This is a genomic window from Bacillus cereus group sp. RP37 (genome assembly GCF_040459695.1).
Lineage (GTDB): Bacteria > Bacillota > Bacilli > Bacillales > Bacillaceae_G > Bacillus_A.
Genome location: NZ_JARVHP010000001.1, coordinates 4,759,529 through 4,778,815, shown reverse-complemented (window position 1 = coordinate 4,778,815; position 19,287 = coordinate 4,759,529). Strand labels below are relative to the sequence as shown.

Genomic DNA, 19,287 nt, shown 5'->3' with positions numbered 1-19,287 from the left:
ATAATTGTCTCTTTTTGTCACAATATGTACGAGAAATATGTTGAAAATTATAATAAAAAGGCTGTCTAGAAAGATCTAGCAGCCTTTTTATTATAATTTTTTATGTTCATTTTTATTCGTAACACCGAGATGTTCTTGTAGTGTTGTCGAAATATTATTGACGCTTTTTTCGTTTGGAACGTAATAATAAATACCACCTATATATTTATCAGTACCTTCTACTTGCATTTTCTCCATTTTTAAATCTGAATCCATTGAATTTTTAGCAATGGTCATCATATCATCAAAAGTTAAGTTTGTTTTTAAGTCTTTATCGACAGCGTCTAATAGGCCACCGATTTTATTAATGGAATTAAGAGATAGTGCTTTTTCAGCAATAGCTTCTAAAACAAGCTGTTGTCGTTGACCGCGCATATAATCACTATCGATATGACGAGTTCTAGCTAGTGCTAATGCCTCTTCTCCATTTAAATGTTGACGTCCTTTTTTCAGATGAATTGCACCTGCTTCGTCTTTACTATTTTGTTCTGTGAACTCAACCGGAACGTCGACAGTAATACCACCAAGGGAATCAACTATTTTGATAAATGATTTAAAGTTGAATTTTACATAGTAATCAACTGGAACATCTAAAAAGTTCTCTACGGTATCAATCGTGCTGTCCACACCACCGAATACGTGCGCGTGTGTAATTTTATCGTATTTATCACGTGATTTAATATAGACACGTGAGTCACGTGGAATACTGACAAGCTTAACAGATTTATCGTTTTTATTAATTGTTGCAAGTAATAGCGCATCCGTACGAGTTGCTTTTCCGTAATTCTTGTCCCTAATATCACTTTCATCAACACCCATAATAAGTACGGAAATGTTGTCAGTCATAGGTTTAACGGCTTTTTCACGTTTGCTGGATTTATCTCCGCGTCCTAGTTCAGAATAGGCGTTACTTAAAACAGATTTTGCTTTACTGTATATATGGAAGGAGTAGCCTCCTGCTCCAAGTGCTATAATCAGTAATGGAATAAGAAGGAACCAAAGTAGGCGTTTTTTCTTTGGGCGCCCTTTTTTGGCTCGGGTATCTTTGTTCATATCGGATTTCATCATTTTTTCTCCTTTAAAACTATCAAAGTGTATACATCTAGAAGCGTATTCAAACACATAGAAAACATTGTACGCTAAATAAAAGCGATTGTACATGTATAAAAAATAGATGTCTTGATTATTTATCCCGTATTAACGGGCAGTAAAACTCCCACCTCAAGGTCCAGCGAATGCAAGGAAGTTAGGTGGGAGATAACTGCCCGTAAAGACCCGATTGGTTCAACTAATAATCAGAGGGGGAAATCCCCCCTCTGATTAAAGTTTCACTTTATAAGACATCTATTCGTTATTGTATACAAAAGATAGGGATAAGAAAATGATAAAATTTTACCTAATTACAACATAATGCTTACGATAATTGCAGATAAAATGCTAACGAGAGTAGCTCCATATAGTAATTTAAGACCAAACCTTGCAACAACGTTTCCTTGTTCTTCGTTTAACCCTTTTACCGCACCTGAAATAATGCCGATAGAAGAAAAATTGGCAAAAGAAACGAGGAAAACAGAAATAATACCAACTGTACGGGGAGAAAGGCTATTAGAAATTTTACTAAGGTCCATCATTGCTACAAATTCATTCGTTACAAGCTTCGTTGCCATAATGCTACCAGCTGTGACAATTTCAGAACTTGGTACACCGATAAGGAATGCAACAGGCGCGAATACGTAGCCGATTAATTGCTGGAAAGTAATGCCGAATATAATAAGGAATAGGTCATTAATGCAGCTCATTAATGCGACGAATCCGATGAGCATAGCGCCAACAACAATGGCTACACGAAAACCATCAAGAATGTATTCGCCGAGCATTTCAAAAAAGCTTTGCTTTTCGCCTTTAATTTCTAAAATATCTTCTTCATCTTTCACGTCGTAAGGGTTAATGATGAGTACGATAATAAAACCACTAAATAAATTGAGAACGAGTGCGGTTACTACATATTTAGGTTCAATCATTGTCATATAGGCACCTACGATAGACATAGATACGGTTGACATGGCAGATGCACAAAGTGTATAAAGACGGTGCTTTGGAATTTGAGCTAATTGTTTTTTTACCGTAATAAAAACTTCTGATTGGCCGACGATGGCAGATGCGATAGCGTTGTAAGATTCTAATTTCCCAAGACCATTTATTTTGCTAAGGAAGTAACCGATCCAATGAATAAAAAATGGAAGTATTTTGAAATGTTGTAGTATACCAATTAAGACGGAAATGAAGACAATTGGTAATAAGACAGTAAGGAAAAATGACATTTCACCTTTATTGGCAAGACCGCCAAATACGAAGTTTATACCATCAGCAGCATACTCGAGTAGCTTTGTAAACAGACTGGAAATGAACCGAATAAGTATGAGGCCGATTTCTGTATTTAATAATAAATAGGTTAAAATCAACTGTATAATAAGCATGATGAAAATTGGTTTAAATTTAATATGTTTCTTATTGTTGCTAGCAATATAAGCAAGGAAGAAAACAACGATAAGTCCGACGAAAAAAGTAATAAATTTCATAGTAAGCCCCCTAAAAAAGATATTCTGCTATATATGTTTTTCATTTCAAGGGAGAATATGCATCTTTGGTAAAGAAAGGAATAGAGAGAACATGAATATATGTAGAGTGCACCACGTTGCAATTATTTGTTCGAATTATGAAACATCAAAGGATTTTTATACTAGGATATTAGGTTTTAAAGTGATAAATGAAGTATACAGAGCAGAGCGAGATTCTTATAAATTAGATTTATGTGTAGGAGAAGAGTATCAAATTGAATTATTTTCATTTCCAAGTCCGCCTAAGCGTCCAAGTTTCCCAGAAGCTGCTGGACTTAGACATTTAGCATTTGCTGTTACAAATATAGAAGAAGCTGTGAAACATTTAAATCAATGTGGTGTTGAGACTGAATCGATACGTATGGATGAAATAACCGGAAAAAAATTCGTCTTTTTCCAAGACCCTGACGGCCTACCTTTAGAATTGTATGAGGTTTGAAATTGGTGAATTTTATATAGGGTTGCTTTTGCGTAAATGAAGAAACTAAAGTGAAACTTCTTTTTTAAAGGAGGTGTAACTTTAGCTAAGAAAGCTAAAGGGCATATGTGGATATTTTAAAATTACTGATGGTAGCCATCCTTATTGCATTAACAGGTTTTTTTGTAGCTGTTGAATTTGCAATTATTAAGGTGCGTAGCAGTCGTATTGATCAACTCGTTAGTGAAAAACGACGAGGAGCATTGGCAGCTAAAAAAGTAACTTCGAATTTAGATGAGTATTTATCAGCATGTCAGTTAGGTATTACAATTACTGCTTTAGGGCTTGGGTGGCTAGGAGAGCCGACCATTAAGCATTTACTTGAACCGTTGTTTTTAAAATTACATTTATCTCCTGCAATTTCCAGTACAGTTTCGTTTATTATTGCCTTTGCAGTGATTACATTTTTACATGTTGTCATTGGTGAACTTGCTCCGAAGACGTTTGCTATACAAAGAGCAGAGCAAGTTAGTTTATTGTTATCGAAGCCACTTATTTACTTTTACCGAGTAATGTATCCGTTTATTTGGGCTTTAAATGGTTCTGCAAGGCTTGTAACAGGGTTATTCGGATTACATCCCGCTTCTGAACATGAAGTAGCTCATTCGGAGGAAGAATTACGATTAATCTTATCTGAGAGTTATGAGAGCGGGGAGATTAATCAAAGGGAATTTAAATATGTAAATAATATTTTTGAATTTGATAATAGAGTCGCAAAGGAAATTATGGTACCTCGTACGGAAGTTGTAGGTTTATATGAGGACGAACCATTTGAAACACATATTAAAATAATCGCACAAGAAAAATATACGAGGTATCCTGTATTTGGTGAGGATAAAGATGAAATCATTGGGATGGTTAATGTAAAGGATTTATTTATTCGTTATATGGATGGTAATCGAGATGAGGAGTGCTCGATTACGCCATATACAAGGCCAGTTATTGAAGTGTTAGAAAATATCCCCATTCATGATTTGTTATTACAAATGCAAAGAAAACGAATCCCATTAGCAGTATTATATGATGAATATGGTGGTACAGCGGGGATTGTTACACTAGAAGATATTTTAGAAGAAATTGTTGGAGAAATCCGAGATGAATACGATGAAGATGAACACCCGCCTATAGAGCATATAAGTGAGGGGTGTAAAATCGTAGAGGGAAAAGTGCTTATTAGTGAAGTGAATGATTTATTTGGCATACACTTAATCGCTGATGATGTAGATACAATTGGTGGCTGGATTATGGTACAAAAGCAAATCGTTGCTGAAGGAGATATTATTGAAAAACACGGCTTTTCTTTTAAAGTTCTTGAAAAGGATATGCATCAAATTAAACGAGTGGAAATAAAGAAGGTAGAAGGATGATTTTCTATAAATATTTATAAAAGGTATATATAGAAAAATAAATGTTTGCGCTTTCAAAAAAGGTGCTATATAGTGAAGGTGGATACTGAAAAATTCTTCTGAATGATACTCGTATTTTTAGAGGGCGAATTTTTTAGATAAGGATTTAGAATGAAAAGTATAGGTGATGAAAATGATAGCAACGAAGGATATACGTATAGAAAAAGATTTTTTAGGTGAGAAGGAAGTACCGAGTGTAGCGTATTATGGTGTACAAACATTACGTGCTGTAGAAAACTTCCCGATTACAGGATATCGCATTCATCCGTCACTCATTACGGCAATGGCAATTGTGAAAAAAGCGGCGGCACTTGCAAATATGGATACTGGTTACTTAGCTAAAGATATTGGACATGAAATTGCAGAGGCAGCGCAGGAAATTGTTGATGGAAAATTCCATGATCAATTTATCGTGGATCCAATCCAAGGCGGTGCTGGAACTTCTATTAATATGAATACAAATGAAGTAATCGCTAATCGAGCGTTAGAACGTATGGGATATGAAAAAGGTGAGTATGCGAAAATTAGCCCAAACACGCATGTGAACATGGCTCAATCAACGAATGATGCGTTTCCAACGGGAATTCATATCGCAACTCTTATGATGTTGGAAGAACTTCTTATTACAATGGAAGAACTTCATTCTGCTTTCCGTGAAAAAGCCAAAGAGTTCGACCACGTTATTAAAATGGGGCGTACACATTTACAAGATGCTGTTCCGATTCGTCTTGGACAAGAATTTGAAGCGTATAGCCGTGTGCTTGCGCGTGATATAAAAAGAATTAAACAGTCTCGCCAACATTTATATGAAGTGAACATGGGGGCGACGGCTGTTGGTACGGGATTAAATGCAAACCCTACGTACATTGAACAAGTGGTTAAACACTTGCGAACATTTAGCGGATTTCCACTTGTTGGTGCAGAACATTTAGTTGATGCAACGCAAAACACAGATGCATACACAGAAGTATCTGCAGCATTAAAAGTATGTATGATGAATATGTCTAAAATTGCGAATGACCTTCGTATTATGGCATCTGGTCCACGTGTTGGATTGGCGGAAATTCAATTACCAGCTCGTCAACCAGGTTCATCTATTATGCCAGGTAAAGTAAATCCTGTTATGGCAGAAGTAATCAATCAAGTTGCTTTCCAAGTAATTGGTAATGATCATACAATTTGCTTAGCATCAGAAGCAGGACAATTAGAGTTAAACGTAATGGAGCCTGTACTCGTATTTAATTTAATTCAATCTATTAGTATTATGAATAACGGATTCCGTGTATTCCGTGAATATTGTATTAAAGGAATTACGGCAAATGAAGAATTGCTGAAGCAATATGTTGAGAAAAGTGTTGGAATTATTACAGCAGTTAACCCTCATATTGGTTATGAAGCAGCATCTCGTATTGCACGTGAAGCAATTGAAACAGGAAAATCTGTTAGGGAGTTATGCTTAGAACATGGTGTACTGACAGAAGAAGAATTGGATATTATTTTAGATCCATTTGAAATGACGCATCCGGAAATTGCTGGTGCTTCTTTATTAAAGAATAAGAAGATGTAATTTGAAAAAACACCGATCCATTTGGATCGGTGTTTTATTTTTAAAAGATATTAAATACAGCATTTAATTGAAGTAAGCTAATAATAGCTAAGAAGATTAAACTGTATTTCATCGCTGTTTTAAATAGGGCAGATTCTTTACCAACTAGTCCAACTGCTGCACAAGCAACTGCTACAGATTGTGGTGAAACCATTTTTGCCATTGTACCACCTACTACGTTTAATGCAACAAGAGTAGAAGGAACGATGTTTAATTGATCTGCAGTTACTGCTTGAAGCGGTGCAAATAATGAACCACTTGATACTACTGATCCTGTAATGAATACGCCAATCCATCCTAAGATTGGAGAAAGAACTGGGAATGCATTACCAGTAGAAGAGAATGCAAGTCCAAGTGTAGATGACATACCAGAGTAGTTCTCTACGTAAGCTAAAGCGATAACGCTACAGATTGTATATACTGGAGCTTTTAGTTCTTTCATTGTTTCAACTATTAATTCTTTAACCATTTTACCTTTTACGCGGTATACGATAAGTGAAACGATAATTGCTAATACGATTGCAGTAGTTGTAGATGAAAATACATCGAATTTGAAAACAGCTGCGAAAGGTGTATCTGCTTTTGTAATTGGTGTAGTTTTCATAACAGCATTATGAAGACCAGGGAACTGAATGTTAAATACTAAGTTTGCTAGTGCACCATCCGGAGCAAATAAAGCTTTAATTGGTTTTAAATTAAAGATTGTTACGAATGCAGTTAAGAATACAAATGGAGACCATGCATATAAAATTTGATTGAATGTATGAGATTCTTGTTTTTCTTGTTTTTCTTCTTTAGAAGAAGATTTTGGCTGCCAAACACGTAAGAATAATGCAAGAGAAACCATACTTACAACGGCTGCGAAAATATTAGTAAGTTCTGCACCTAAGAAGTAAGTTACAAGGAACTGAGTAATTGCGAAAGAAACACCACTTACAAGAATACCTTGCCAAGTTTCTTTAATACCTTTAATTCCATCGACCATTGAAACAAGTAAGAAAGGTAAAACAATACTAATGAATGGTAAAATAAGAACAGTTTGACGACCGATAGTTAATGCGTCTAGCTCAGTTAATTGTGCTGGTACTGTAACTGGGATACCCATAGCACCCATAGCACCACCAGCGATGTTAGCTACTAAACAAATACCTGCTGCTTTTAATGGGTTAAAGCCCATACCTACAAGTAATGCAGCTGTAATAGCAACTGGAACCCCTAGCCCAGCTGCGCCTTCTAAGAAAGCACCGAAAGAATAAGCGATTAATAATACTTGTAAACGTTGATCATTTGTAATGCTTGAAATACTATCACGAATGATGTTGAATTGCTCTGTTTTAACAGTTAATTTGTAAAGGAAAATCGCTGCGATAACGATAGTACAAATTGGATAAAACCCAGATAAAACACCGAATCCGGCAGATGCTACAGCTACTGTTGCTGGCATTTTATAAACAAATATAGCAAGAATAATAGCGACAATCACACTGTAAAGACCAGCGATATAACTTTTCATTTTCAGTCCCATTAAACAAATGATGAAGCAGAAAATTGGTAGTGCTGCGATGAGTGCAGATAACCAAATATTGTTTAATGGGTCATAAATTTGTGTCCAAGTACTCATAATAATGACAACTCCTATCTATTTTATGTGAAGAAATTCACATTATTTGTGAAATAATTCACAATCAACTTACATGCTTAGTATATTCTCCTTCAACACTATTGTCAACGTAAAAAAGTATAATTATTCCATAATAGTGTTAAAAGAAATACTTTGTTCATAAAGTAGACAAAAAGCGCACTCAAGTGTATTTGAGTGCATTGTATAAATTATTTACATATTCTTTTTATTAGCTGATGCCTTGGTATCGAGTATATAGGGTGTTGGAATACTTAAGATTTGATAGGTGTGACATGCTTATCCCATTTGATCTAGTTGGAAAGGGGAATCATGTATATTTAATAAGAGGTCTCGAATAACAGTCCAAGTGATTACAATACTAATTAAAAAAACAATAAGTCAATTTTTAATATTACATTGAATCTTTTTACTGAAAATTCCTTTTAGTGTAACAAAGAGGTTAAATATGCTCCAACTACTTTACGAAAGGTTATCAATTATAGATGGTATTTTACGATATCATTACCGCACGTTTCAATGAGGTGAAAATATAACAAAAAGCTTGATAAAACAACGTTTGCAAGCAAAGTATTTGCAGTCCGTTGTTTTGCTTTTTCGTTATATCATATAGTATAATATTCAAAATCAGCAGGGATTTTTTCCTGAGTTCTTTGCTGGTTAAGATGGAAAAAAATTTCGGCTTTATAAGTTGATAAAGTTATGTCGTAACAGGAAATATAAGAACAGATATATAAATAAATAAAAAGAAAATAAAAACGAAAATGAGGGGAACTTTATGAGCCAAAATCAATTCGAATGTCGTATTTCAGAAGAAGATGTACAAATGTTAAGAGCGTTAGCGCACCCGTTGCGTCTACGTCTAGTAATGGAACTAATGAAACGTGGAACTTGTAACGTAACACAATTACAGGAAGTATTAGAAATTCCACAATCAACGGTTTCGCAACATTTAACGAAATTAAAACAAAATAAAGTAGTGCGCTTTGAAAGACGAGGATTAGAAGTGTATTATCAAATTCATAATGATAAAGTAAGCGAAGTTGTAAAAACATTATTTTCTTAAAATTTGAATATTATGGAAAAGGACGTGTGGAATATACGTCTTTTTTTATTTGTCAGAAAGATAACAAGAGAGTAAAGATTAGCACGTAAGGAAGAAAAGGCTATCAATAAACATGCTGCTGTATGGAATATATTCTAAAGGGAAAAGAAAAGATAGAAAGGAGTGTAGTAAGTAAAAGGAGGAATAGTAGTATGGATGTAAAACGTGTGAAACAAATCTTATCTTCTTCAAGTAGAATTGACGTTACATATGAGGGCGTACCTGTATGGATTGAGAGCTGTGACGAGCAGAGTGGGGTTGCTCAAGTGTATGATGTATCTAATCCTGGAGAAAGCGTTCACGTGAGCGTGAATGCTTTAGAGGAGAAGTAATAGAAAAGACGCTTCTACTTGTAGAAGCGTCTTTTTTGTTATTCCATCATATGTGCAATTTTCTTAGAGAACATAAGAAGTACTAATCCTAGTACAATTACGATAACACCGATGCTTGCGAATACTTCTAAATATCCTAAAGATTGAGTGAAAGCAGCTAATTGTCCTGCTAAGAAGTTTGCACATCCAGTACCAGCTAACCATACACCCATTAATAAAGAAGCTAATTTAACAGGAGCGATTGCACTAACCATAGATAATCCGATTGGTGATAAGAATAATTCACCGATTGTGTGGAACATGTAAGTGAATACAATGAATAGTAAGTTTGCCTTCATTGTAATGTTACCTTCATCACTACCAGTTTTTAAAACAGCTAAAGTTAGAACTAAGTATCCAATACCTAGTAAAATCATACCTAGTGCCATTTTTGTTGGGATTTTTAAATCACCATTTTTTGTTTTTGAAAGCTTAATCCATAAAGCTGAAACAGGTAATGCTAGCAAGATAATGAATAGTGGGTTTACAGATTGGAACCAAGGTGTTGGAATTGTAAATCCACCAATTGTACGATCTACGAACTTATCTGTGTAAAGTGTTAAAGAACTACCAGCTTGTTCAAAGCCTGCCCAGAAGAATACAACGAAACAAGTTAAAATTAAAATTGCAGCTGTACGTTTTTTCTCTTGTGTTGTTAAAGGTTTTTTTTCAATTACTTTTGCAGTTTTTTCTTTAGACTTTTTACCTACAACAGTTGTACCAATTGTTCCTAAGTAACGAGGTGCTAAGAAATTAAAAGCAACCTGTCCAATGATCATACCGATACAAGCTGTTAAGAATCCATATTTGTAATCTGTGAAGTAACCGCAAATGAATGGAGCGATAAGAGCTCCTAAGTTAATTCCCATGTAGAAGATAGTGAAAGCACTATCACGACGAGAATCGTTGTCGCTATATAATTGACCTAGTAAAGTCGAAATATTTGGTTTGAAGAATCCGTTACCGATAACTAATAATCCTAATCCTAAAAATAGTCCAGTTTTCGTATTCATTGAAAATAGTACAAAGTTACCAATTGCCATGATGATACCACCAATAGTAATGGCGTGTCGCTTCGTAATGAAATGGTCAGTTAACCAGCCACCAATAATAGGTGTGAAATATACAAGCATTGTGAAAATACCGTAAATTTGTACTGCAACTGCTTTATCAAATCCTAAACCGCCGCTTACTAAGCTCGTTGTTAAATAAAGAACTAATAAGCCACGCATTCCGTAATAACTAAATCTTTCCCATGCCTCTGTAAAGAACAACAAGTATAACCCTGGTGGATGTTTTTTTGGTGATTGTTGCTCTCCAGCTTTGTCTAATTTTAAAGCTGCATCCATTTTTGTTTCCCCCTAATCCTGTATAACGGATATTTATGTAATCATTTTAATTTACAAAATATTTAGAAGTCAATAGAATTATATGGAAATAGAAAGAAAATTTCTAAAAAAGTTCTATTTTACTTCGACCGTTACTGTATTTTGCCCTGAAAACGAGATGATAAGCGTTTTCAAATGTAATAATTGAATTCTAAAAGAAAATAAAATAGTGATTAATCAGAAAATTTAGATTAAAATATTTATTCTGATATAGAGAAAATATATTCTATTTACTTTTATAATATAACATATTGGGAATAAAAATACAAAATGAAATAATGTGACATTTAAGTGAATTGAAAAATAACCAGCTCCATAGAAGGGGAGCTGGTTAGGGAAATATTATTTAACAAAGCGTTTTTCGATATCATCTAATAGTAGGTTAGCAGCCATTACACCACCAGCTGTATTCCAAATAACGTCGTCAACTTTGTATGCTTTACCATTTTTCACTGCATTTAAGTTTTTAAATAGCGGATCATTGATATATTCTTTTTCTAATTCAGAGCCTTTTTTCTCGTTTCCTTTATCGAATGTGAAGTAGAATAATACGTCACCATCCATGGCAGAAATACGTTCTTTAGATACGTTACGCTCTGCAAAGTCATCTTTATTTTGATCACCAGGACGTTTAAATCCAAGTTCTTTTAAAATAACACCAGAGAATGTATCACCGTGATAAATACGAACATCACCAGGCATAAAGCGCACCATAGAAATTTCTTGGTTTACTTTATCTCCAAGTTTGCCTTTTAAATCTTTCATACGTGATTCGTAATCAGCTAAAACCTTTTGACCTTCTTTTTCTTTATTCAATGCTTTTGCATAAAATTTGAAGTTATCTTTCCATTCACCACGTAGCGTTTCAGAGAACACAGTAGGTGCAATTGCTTTTAGTTGCTCGTACACTTTTTCGTGACGCATTTTGTTACCGATAATTAAGTCTGGTTTTAAAGAAGCGATTGTTTCCACGTTCACTTGTCCTTCATCACCAACAACTTTTACATCTTTCATTTTATCTTTAATATGTGGATACCATGGATCACCAGTCCAAGATTTTACAGCCCCAACTGGTTTCACACCTAGTTCAAGTAAAGCTTCAGTTCCTTCGTTTGTTAAAATAACTACACGTTTTGGATTAGCAGGAACTTCTGTTTTACCCATTGCATGTTCAACCGTAATCATTTCTTTTTTTGTATCTTCTTTTGATTCTTCTTTCGTATTTGATTTTCCACAAGCACTTAAAAGTAGTGAAAAGGCTAGTAAAAATACAAATACTGTAAACGATTTCTTTTGCATAAATTTCATTATGTACCCCCTACATACTGAGAAGTTTTTTCAATAGCAAGCATGATATTAATACTTCATAGTCCAATTGTCAATGAAAATAATTCTCATTTCCGTTGACAATGAGAATTAAGTTGAAATACACTTACAACGTATCATTATACATTGAAGGGGAAACGCTGCATGTTATTAAAAACAAATCGAGCAAAATGGATTGGATTAATTGTTGGGATCATTGCAGTCATTACTTGTATTTGGGGAAGTATTATTTTTGGATATACAAATACGAGTTGGAAATTAGCTTTGGATGCTTTTTTTCATTTTAATGGTTCCAATGAACATATTATTATTCAAAATGTGCGTCTACCAAGGGCATTAATTGCAGCAAGTGTTGGTGCTAGTTTAGCCATTGCAGGTTGTCTTATGCAAACTTTAACGAAGAATCCACTTGCTTCTCCAGATTTTATTGGATTAAATTCAGGTGCTGCTTTCTTCATAGTTGTAGCAATTGTGGTTTTTTCTGTTACATCATTGTCAGCTTTTACCTGGATTGCTTTCTTAGGGGCAGCAGTTGCTGCAATCCTTGTATTCGCTTCTAGTTCTTTAGGAAAAGAAGGGACAACGCCTCTTAAGTTAACATTAGCAGGTGTAGCAATTAGTGCTTTGTTTTCATCATTAACACAAGGGTTACTTGTTTTAAATGAAAAGGCGCTTGAAGAAGTATTATTTTGGCTTGCCGGATCTGTGCAAGGGAGAAAGTTAGAAATTTTACAATCTGTATTCCCGTATTTATTAATAGGCTGGATTGCATCTCTTATGATGGCGGGGAAAGTAAATACGTTAATGATGGGGGAAGATGTTGCGAAAGGACTTGGACAACGAACAATTTTAATGAAATCATTCGTGTTACTTATTATTGTACTGCTGTCTGGTGGTTCAGTTGCGGTTGCTGGTCCCATTGGGTTTATAGGAATTGTTACTCCGCACTTTGCTAGATTTCTTGTTGGAGTCGACCACAGATGGAGAGTGCCGTATAGCGGATTATTAGGGGCAATATTATTAATCTTGGCTGATATAGCAGCAAGATATGTCATTATGCCACAAGAAGTACCAGTAGGGGTTATGACAGCATTTATCGGGGCTCCATTCTTTATTTATATTGCACGTAAGAGAGGGCTTAGCAAATGAAGAAGTATATTCCGTTTCGTATAGGAAAAGGCGTGCTCTCGTTTTTAATGTATAAACGAGCTTGTCTCGTCTTATTCAGTTTATTAGTTGTTTTAATAGGATTATTTTTTGCGAGTGCAGGTATGGGAGACATGAAAATTGCTCCTTATGATGTATGGCAAGCGATCACTGGAAATGGCGATGCGATGTCAAATATGGTTGTAAATAAGTTTCGTATGCCGCGTATTTTAATTGCCATCCTTGTAGGAATTGCACTTGCTGTAGCAGGATGTATTTTACAAGGTCTCGTTCGAAATCCACTTGCTTCTCCTGATATTATCGGGATTACAGGTGGTGCAAGTGTTGCAGTTGTCTTATTTTTAGCTATATTTAGCGATAAAAATAATGCGCTAACCGTAAGCATTCATTATATGCCGCTCGCAGCCTTTGTTGGGGCAACGATTGTAGCGCTTTTTGTATATTTATTTGCATGGAGAAATGATGGATTATCACCAATTAGTCTTGTTTTAATTGGCGTTGGGTTTTGGGCGTTAACGAAAGCGGCAACGACTTTGTTTATGTTGTTAGCACCAATTTATCAAGCAAGTCAAGCGAATGTATGGATTACAGGTACTGTGTACGGTTCTTCATGGCAAAATGTTATGGTACTTGCGCCGTGGGTTATCATTTTAACGGTAATATCATTTATAGCTGCTAGACATTTAAATGCGCAAGAGCTAGGGGATGATATTGCGGTAGGACTTGGTGTTCCTTTAACGAAGTCACGCGTATTCATGTTATTACTTAGTACAGCTTTAATTGGTGGAGCAGTTGCCTTTGCCGGAGGAATTGGATTTGTCGGTTTAATGGCACCTCATATTTCACGAAGACTAATTGGTTCTTTATACGGTGCATTACTCCCAGTGGCGGCAATCGTTGGTGCAATTTTAGTACTTGCTGCAGATTTAATTGGGCGTACAGTTTTCACCCCACTTGAAATTCCAGCAGGAGTATTTACATCAGCAATTGGTGCACCTTATTTTATTTATTTACTTTATAAAAGTCGGAATTCATAAAGGGAGATGAATATGCAAAAAGCATTGGAGACGAAACGTTTGACGTTGTCTTATGGTGAAACAATTATTATTGATGAGTTGAATTTAGAAATTCCAAAAGGCGAAATTACAATCTTTATCGGTTCTAACGGTTGTGGGAAATCAACTTTATTACGTTCACTAGCTAGATTATTAAAACCAACAACTGGTGACATTTTGTTAGATAATCAAGCCATTCAAAGTATGCAAACGAAGCAAATCGCTCGTCAAATGGCAATTTTACCGCAAGGACCACAAGCACCAGAAGGGCTTACAGTATTGCAACTTGTAAAACAAGGACGCTATCCATATCAAACATGGCTGAAGCAATGGTCAGAAAAAGATGAGGAAATGGTACAAAAAGCCCTTGCGGCAACAGGTATGACAGAATTTGCTGAGCGTGATGTGCATGCTCTTTCAGGTGGACAACGTCAACGTGCTTGGATTGCAATGACGCTTGCACAAGATACAGATATTATTTTACTGGATGAGCCTACTACATATTTAGATATGACTCACCAAATTGAAGTGCTAGATTTATTATTCGAATTGAATGAAACAGAACAAAGAACAATTGTTATGGTATTACACGATTTAAATTTAGCATGCCGTTATGCAGACAATATTGTAGCCATTCAAGATAAACAAATATATGCACAAGGTAAGCCAGAAGAAGTAGTGGATGAGAAGCTAGTACGTGATGTATTCCGAATGGAATGTCAAATTAGTACGGATCCGTTATTTGGGACGCCACTTTGTATTCCGCACGGAAAAGGAAGACGTGTACGTAAAGAGGTTGCTCAGGCAATGAGATAATAAAAAAGACGATGAATCATCATCGTCTTTTTTATTTTTCGCAAGAGAATAGTAGGAAGAGGGGAATACGTAAACGTCGTTCATATTCTTCTTCGCTCTGAAAATAAGTTTGATTTGGTGTAGCTTCTTTTATATTTGTAATCGTAAATCCAGCTTGTTGTAATAATGTAAAATATTCTTCCGTTGTACGATGATATTTAATAACTTCTTGATCAATCCAAGGTTCAACGCGTTTTCCCATTTTAAAATAATCATCGATGAGCCAACTCGTTCTTTTTCCGCTCGTTTGCAAGCTTTCAAATGAAGAGGTAATAACAGGGTGTTGAACGCTAAAAGTAAAGGTTCCATTTGTTTTTAAAGTTTCGTACACATTTTGAAAAATGATAGGAAGATGTTCAATATAATGTAAGGCGAGTCTAGATGTTACTAAATCAAAAGTAGCAGGAGGGTATGTGTAGTCTTTGAGGTTTAAAAAATGGACGATCCCATTTTTATTTTCTAGTTGTTTTTTAGCTTTTTCATACATAAGTTCGGAGCCTTCAATACCGGTGTAAGAGCGGCAGTCTTTTTCTAATAATTCCTTGCCAAATTTTGCGTCACCGCAGCCTAAATCAAGGATTTCCTTTCCTTTCACATCACCAATGAGTTGAAAGAAGGCTGGTTTTTCAAGTGATTCATTTGGGCTATTTTCTCGGTATCTTCGTTTCATATATTGTTTAAAAAATGCTTCGTTATTATATGCATCAGATTCAGTAAATGCCATGATTGAAGCCCCCTTAAATATTTTTTTTATTCTACCAAATATGAAAAGTAAATGATAGATTTCTTGTAATGAATCATATATAATCTAGAATTGTAAGCGGTTACTTTAAACTATTTTTCTATAATAAATTCTGAAAACGTGTTAAGCTAGTAGAGGGATTATTAGAACTATTAAGACAATAATTCGCTTACATGAACGATGGGAGGCTTCACAATGTCTAGTAAAACACTTGCAAAATTTTTAGAAGAAAATTTAGAGGATTTAAAATCAAAGGGGCTTTATAACGTAATTGATCCGCTTGAGAGTTCAAATGGACCGATCATTACAATTGGCGGAAAAGAATATATTAACTTATCTTCAAACAACTATCTTGGATTAGCAACAGATAGCCGTTTGCAAGAAGCAGCAATTGGTGCAATTCATAAGTACGGCGTTGGAGCAGGAGCTGTTCGTACAATTAACGGTACTTTAGATTTGCATATTAAATTAGAAGAGACAATTGCAAAGTTTAAACATACAGAAGCAGCAATTGCTTACCAATCAGGATTTAACTGTAATATGGCAGCGATTTCAGCTGTTATGGATAAAAATGATGCGATTCTTTCAGACGAATTAAACCATGCTTCTATTATTGATGGTAGTCGTCTATCAAAAGCAAAAATTATTGTTTATAAACATTCGGATATGGAAGATTTACGCCAAAAAGCAATCGCGGCGAAAGAGTCAGGTCTTTACAATAAATTAATGGTAATTACAGACGGTGTCTTCTCAATGGATGGAGATGTTGCGAAATTACCAGAAATTGTTGAGATTGCAGAAGAATTAGATTTAATGACATATGTAGACGATGCACACGGTTCAGGTGTACTTGGAAAAGGTGCAGGAACTGTAAAGCATTTCGGTCTATCTGATAAAGTTGATTTCCAAATTGGTACATTATCAAAAGCAATTGGGGTAATTGGTGGATATGTAGCAGGGAAACAAAACTTAATTGACTGGTTAAAAGTTCGTTCACGTCCATTCTTATTCTCTACAGCATTAACACCAGCTGATGCAGCTGCATGTATGCGATCAATTGAAATCTTAATGGAAAGCACAGAGTTGCATGATCGTTTATGGGAAAATGGTCGCTATTTAAAACAAGGGTTAAAAGAACTTGGCTTTAACATCGGAGAAAGTGAAACGCCAATTACACCTTGTATTATTGGTGACGAAGTATTAACACAAGAATTTAGTAAACGTCTAAATGAAGAAGGCGTATACGCAAAATCTATCGTGTTCCCAACTGTAGCAAAAGGAACAGGACGCGTTCGTAATATGCCTACAGCAGCTCATACGAAAGAAATGTTAGATGAAGCAATTCGTAAGTATGAAAAAGTAGGGAAAGAAATGGGCATCATTTAAGTAAGGGCATCTTTTGAATAGCTTGCAAATGAGGAGTGGGGAAAATGAAAAAAATTCTAGTAACCGGTTCTTTAGGGCAAATTGGTTCTGAACTAGTAATGAAACTTCGTGATGTATACGGTGCATCAAATATTATTGCAACAGATATTCGTGAAACAGATAGTGAAGTAGTAACGTCTGGTCCATTTGAAACGTTAGATGTAACAGATGGACAAAAACTACATGATATCGCAAAGCGTAATGAAGTAGATACAATTATTCATTTAGCAGCTTTACTTTCAGCGACAGCAGAAAAAAATCCGTTATTTGCTTGGAATTTAAATATGGGTGGACTTGTAAATGCATTAGAAGCAGCCCGTGAATTAAACTGTAAGTTTTTCACGCCAAGTTCTATCGGTGCATTCGGTCCATCAACACCGAAAGATAATACGCCACAAGATACAATTCAGCGTCCTACTACGATGTATGGGGTAAACAAAGTAGCAGGAGAATTACTATGTGATTATTATCATCAAAAGTTTGGCGTTGATACGCGCGGTGTACGTTTCCCAGGTTTAATTTCTTACGTAGCTCCTCCAGGAGGCGGAACAACTGACTATGCAGTTGAAATTTATTATGAGGCGATTAAAAAAGGCGCATACACCTCATACATTGCAGAAGGAACATACATGGATATGATGTATATGCCAGATGCTTTACAAGCGATCATTTCATTAATGGAAGCTGATCCAAGTAAACTTGTGCATAGAAACGCGTTCAATATTACAGCAATGAGCTTTGAGCCAGAGCAAATCGCAGCATCAATTCGTAAACACATTCCGACGTTTACAATGGATTACGCTGTAGATCCTGCTCGTCAAACAATCGCTGATAGCTGGCCAAACTCTATTGATGCAACAGCAGCAATGAAAGAGTGGGGCTTTAAAGCAGAATACGATTTAGACAAAATGACAACGGACATGTTGGCTAAGTTAAAAAAAAAGTTCACAGCTGAGTTAGTGATGAATTAATAGGAAGGGTCGATTCTTATGAATCGACCTTTTTTATTCGTATTTTAGGAATATGCAAAAAAATACAAATATGATAGAATGAGTTAATTTGTGTGTAAAGGGGAGACAGAGAATAGAGAAATGGGAGTTAGCAAAGGGAATTTACAATACGTCGCGTTTAACGGGAACATGTAAGCTTCGATCAGGACAAGTATCAAATCAATACTTTGATAAGTACTTATTTGAATCTAATCCAGTACTGTTATTAGCAATTGCTAAACAATTGAAAGAGCTCATTCCTCCTGAGACAGAAGTACTCGCAGGTTTAGAGATGGGCGGAATTCCAGTAGCAACAGCATTATCTTTACAAACAGGTCTACCAGCTGTATTTGTAAGGAAAGAAGCGAAGAAGTATGGCACATGTAAGTTGGCAGAGGGTGTTGATATTACTGGGAAGAATGTTTGTATTATTGAAGATGTTATCACGACAGGTGGTCAAATATTATTAAGTACGAAAGATTTAAGAGAACTAGGTGCGAAAGTACATCATGTTTTAGGTGTGATTGAACGAACGAAAGAGGGAAGAGAAAACCTATTAGAAGATGGCTTACAGCTACATTCCTTATTTATAATGGATGAGTTAATTGAAGGAGAAAAGCAACATGCAAAGAGTTGACGTCGTATATGCACTAATACATGATGAAGAAACAGATAAAATATTAATGGTACATAATATAGAACAAAACGTTTGGTCATTGCCAGGAGGGGCTGTTGAAAAGGGTGAAACGTTAGAGGAAGCTCTAGTAAGAGAAGTAAAAGAAGAGACAGGTTTAACTGCTGTGGCAGGTGGACTTGTTGCGATCAATGAAAAATTCTTTGAAGAATCAGGGAATCATGCGCTACTTTTTACATTCCGAGCAAATGTAGTAACAGGTGAACTTATTGCAGAAGATGAGGATGAAATTTCCGCAATAGAGTGGGTGGATCGAACAATCGCAAATGAACGATTCCCATTCTACGATGGAGGATTTGAGTCATTACTAGAAGTTGCCATTCCATACAAGTTTCAACCAGAAACAAAGTGAATGAAAGAAAAAACAGGAGCGATAAGGCTCCT

General features: G+C 35.5%; 18 protein-coding genes. 12 read left to right on the top strand and 6 right to left on the bottom strand.

The window, feature by feature from the left end; all coding sequences use genetic code 11:
* Nucleotides 1-90 precede the first annotated feature (90 nt).
* Nucleotides 91-1,107: an LCP family protein gene (locus tag QCI44_RS25230; protein WP_016089352.1), complete on the bottom strand. Its 1,017-nt coding sequence runs from the start codon at nt 1,105-1,107 to the stop codon at nt 91-93.
* 332 nt (nt 1,108-1,439) lie between these two features.
* Entirely contained in the window at nt 1,440-2,618 is a 1,179-nt protein-coding gene (locus tag QCI44_RS25225; protein ID WP_016089351.1) for a NupC/NupG family nucleoside CNT transporter, read from the bottom strand.
* 91 nt (nt 2,619-2,709) lie between these two features.
* Here QCI44_RS25225 and gloA2 point away from each other — a divergent pair, with 91 nt between their 5' ends.
* The 3 genes from gloA2 to aspA all read left to right on the top strand — a co-directional run bounded on the left by gloA2 (nt 2,710) and on the right by aspA (nt 6,108).
* Nucleotides 2,710-3,096 carry an SMU1112c/YaeR family gloxylase I-like metalloprotein gene (gloA2, locus tag QCI44_RS25220; RefSeq protein ID WP_016089350.1) on the top strand — a complete coding sequence of 129 codons (387 nt, stop codon included), beginning with the start codon at nt 2,710-2,712 and terminating at the stop codon, nt 3,094-3,096.
* 107 nt (nt 3,097-3,203) lie between these two features.
* Nucleotides 3,204-4,502, top strand: a complete 1,299-nt coding sequence (locus QCI44_RS25215) for a hemolysin family protein (protein ID WP_016089349.1) — start codon at nt 3,204-3,206, stop codon at nt 4,500-4,502.
* A 172-nt stretch (nt 4,503-4,674) separates the two neighbouring features.
* Nucleotides 4,675-6,108, top strand: a complete 1,434-nt coding sequence (gene aspA, locus QCI44_RS25210; RefSeq protein WP_016137016.1) for an aspartate ammonia-lyase — start codon at nt 4,675-4,677, stop codon at nt 6,106-6,108.
* A gap of 40 nt (nt 6,109-6,148) precedes the next feature.
* Here the strand turns inward: aspA and QCI44_RS25205 are convergent, their stop codons facing one another.
* Entirely contained in the window at nt 6,149-7,768 is a 1,620-nt protein-coding gene (locus tag QCI44_RS25205) for an L-lactate permease (RefSeq protein ID WP_016089347.1), read from the bottom strand.
* Between the two features lie 796 nt (nt 7,769-8,564).
* Here QCI44_RS25205 and QCI44_RS25200 point away from each other — a divergent pair.
* A complete protein-coding gene (locus QCI44_RS25200) occupies nt 8,565-8,852 on the top strand; it encodes an ArsR/SmtB family transcription factor (RefSeq protein ID WP_016089346.1) in 288 nt (95 codons plus the stop codon).
* A 191-nt stretch (nt 8,853-9,043) separates the two neighbouring features.
* Nucleotides 9,044-9,223, top strand: coding sequence for an acid-soluble spore protein H (locus tag QCI44_RS25195; protein WP_016089345.1), 180 nt, complete (start codon nt 9,044-9,046; stop codon nt 9,221-9,223).
* Nucleotides 9,224-9,261: 38 nt separating this feature from the next.
* Here QCI44_RS25195 and QCI44_RS25190 read toward each other — a convergent pair whose 3' ends face one another.
* Both QCI44_RS25190 and QCI44_RS25185 read right to left on the bottom strand, forming a co-directional pair.
* Nucleotides 9,262-10,611 carry a peptide MFS transporter gene (locus QCI44_RS25190; RefSeq protein ID WP_000338305.1) on the bottom strand — a complete coding sequence of 450 codons (1,350 nt, stop codon included), beginning with the start codon at nt 10,609-10,611 and terminating at the stop codon, nt 9,262-9,264.
* A gap of 381 nt (nt 10,612-10,992) precedes the next feature.
* Nucleotides 10,993-11,958: an ABC transporter substrate-binding protein gene (locus QCI44_RS25185; protein WP_016133589.1), complete on the bottom strand. Its 966-nt coding sequence runs from the start codon at nt 11,956-11,958 to the stop codon at nt 10,993-10,995.
* A 162-nt stretch (nt 11,959-12,120) separates the two neighbouring features.
* On the opposite strand from QCI44_RS25185, the gene QCI44_RS25180 reads away from it, so the two are divergent.
* Genes QCI44_RS25180 through QCI44_RS25170 form a run of 3 tightly spaced genes read left to right on the top strand, consistent with a single transcriptional unit; the run spans nt 12,121 to nt 15,014 of the window.
* Nucleotides 12,121-13,125: a FecCD family ABC transporter permease gene (locus QCI44_RS25180; RefSeq protein WP_016089343.1), complete on the top strand. Its 1,005-nt coding sequence runs from the start codon at nt 12,121-12,123 to the stop codon at nt 13,123-13,125.
* Complete coding sequence (locus QCI44_RS25175; protein WP_098986102.1) at nt 13,122-14,180, top strand: FecCD family ABC transporter permease; 1,059 nt, start codon at nt 13,122-13,124, stop codon at nt 14,178-14,180. Before QCI44_RS25180 ends, QCI44_RS25175 begins: the two co-directional genes overlap by 4 nt.
* 12 nt (nt 14,181-14,192) lie before the next feature.
* The gene (locus QCI44_RS25170) at nt 14,193-15,014 is read left to right on the top strand and encodes an ABC transporter ATP-binding protein (RefSeq protein ID WP_001167960.1); all 822 of its coding nucleotides are present in this window, start codon (nt 14,193-14,195) and stop codon (nt 15,012-15,014) included.
* Between the two features lie 31 nt (nt 15,015-15,045).
* Here the strand turns inward: QCI44_RS25170 and QCI44_RS25165 are convergent, their stop codons facing one another.
* On the bottom strand, nt 15,046-15,777 hold the full coding sequence (locus QCI44_RS25165; protein ID WP_098986101.1) for a class I SAM-dependent methyltransferase: 732 nt from the start codon (nt 15,775-15,777) through the stop codon (nt 15,046-15,048).
* A gap of 213 nt (nt 15,778-15,990) precedes the next feature.
* On the opposite strand from QCI44_RS25165, the gene QCI44_RS25160 reads away from it, so the two are divergent.
* The 4 genes from QCI44_RS25160 to QCI44_RS25145 all read left to right on the top strand — a co-directional run bounded on the left by QCI44_RS25160 (nt 15,991) and on the right by QCI44_RS25145 (nt 19,255).
* Nucleotides 15,991-17,181 carry a glycine C-acetyltransferase gene (locus QCI44_RS25160; RefSeq protein ID WP_000095906.1) on the top strand — a complete coding sequence of 397 codons (1,191 nt, stop codon included), beginning with the start codon at nt 15,991-15,993 and terminating at the stop codon, nt 17,179-17,181.
* A 44-nt stretch (nt 17,182-17,225) separates the two neighbouring features.
* On the top strand, nt 17,226-18,191 hold the full coding sequence (locus tag QCI44_RS25155) for an L-threonine 3-dehydrogenase (RefSeq protein WP_098986100.1): 966 nt from the start codon (nt 17,226-17,228) through the stop codon (nt 18,189-18,191).
* Nucleotides 18,192-18,303: 112 nt separating this feature from the next.
* Nucleotides 18,304-18,846: an orotate phosphoribosyltransferase gene (gene pyrE / locus QCI44_RS25150; protein WP_048894669.1), complete on the top strand. Its 543-nt coding sequence runs from the start codon at nt 18,304-18,306 to the stop codon at nt 18,844-18,846.
* Nucleotides 18,833-19,255: an NUDIX hydrolase gene (locus QCI44_RS25145; RefSeq protein WP_016089338.1), complete on the top strand. Its 423-nt coding sequence runs from the start codon at nt 18,833-18,835 to the stop codon at nt 19,253-19,255. The genes pyrE and QCI44_RS25145 overlap by 14 nt, the downstream gene beginning before the upstream one ends.
* Nucleotides 19,256-19,287 lie beyond the last annotated feature (32 nt).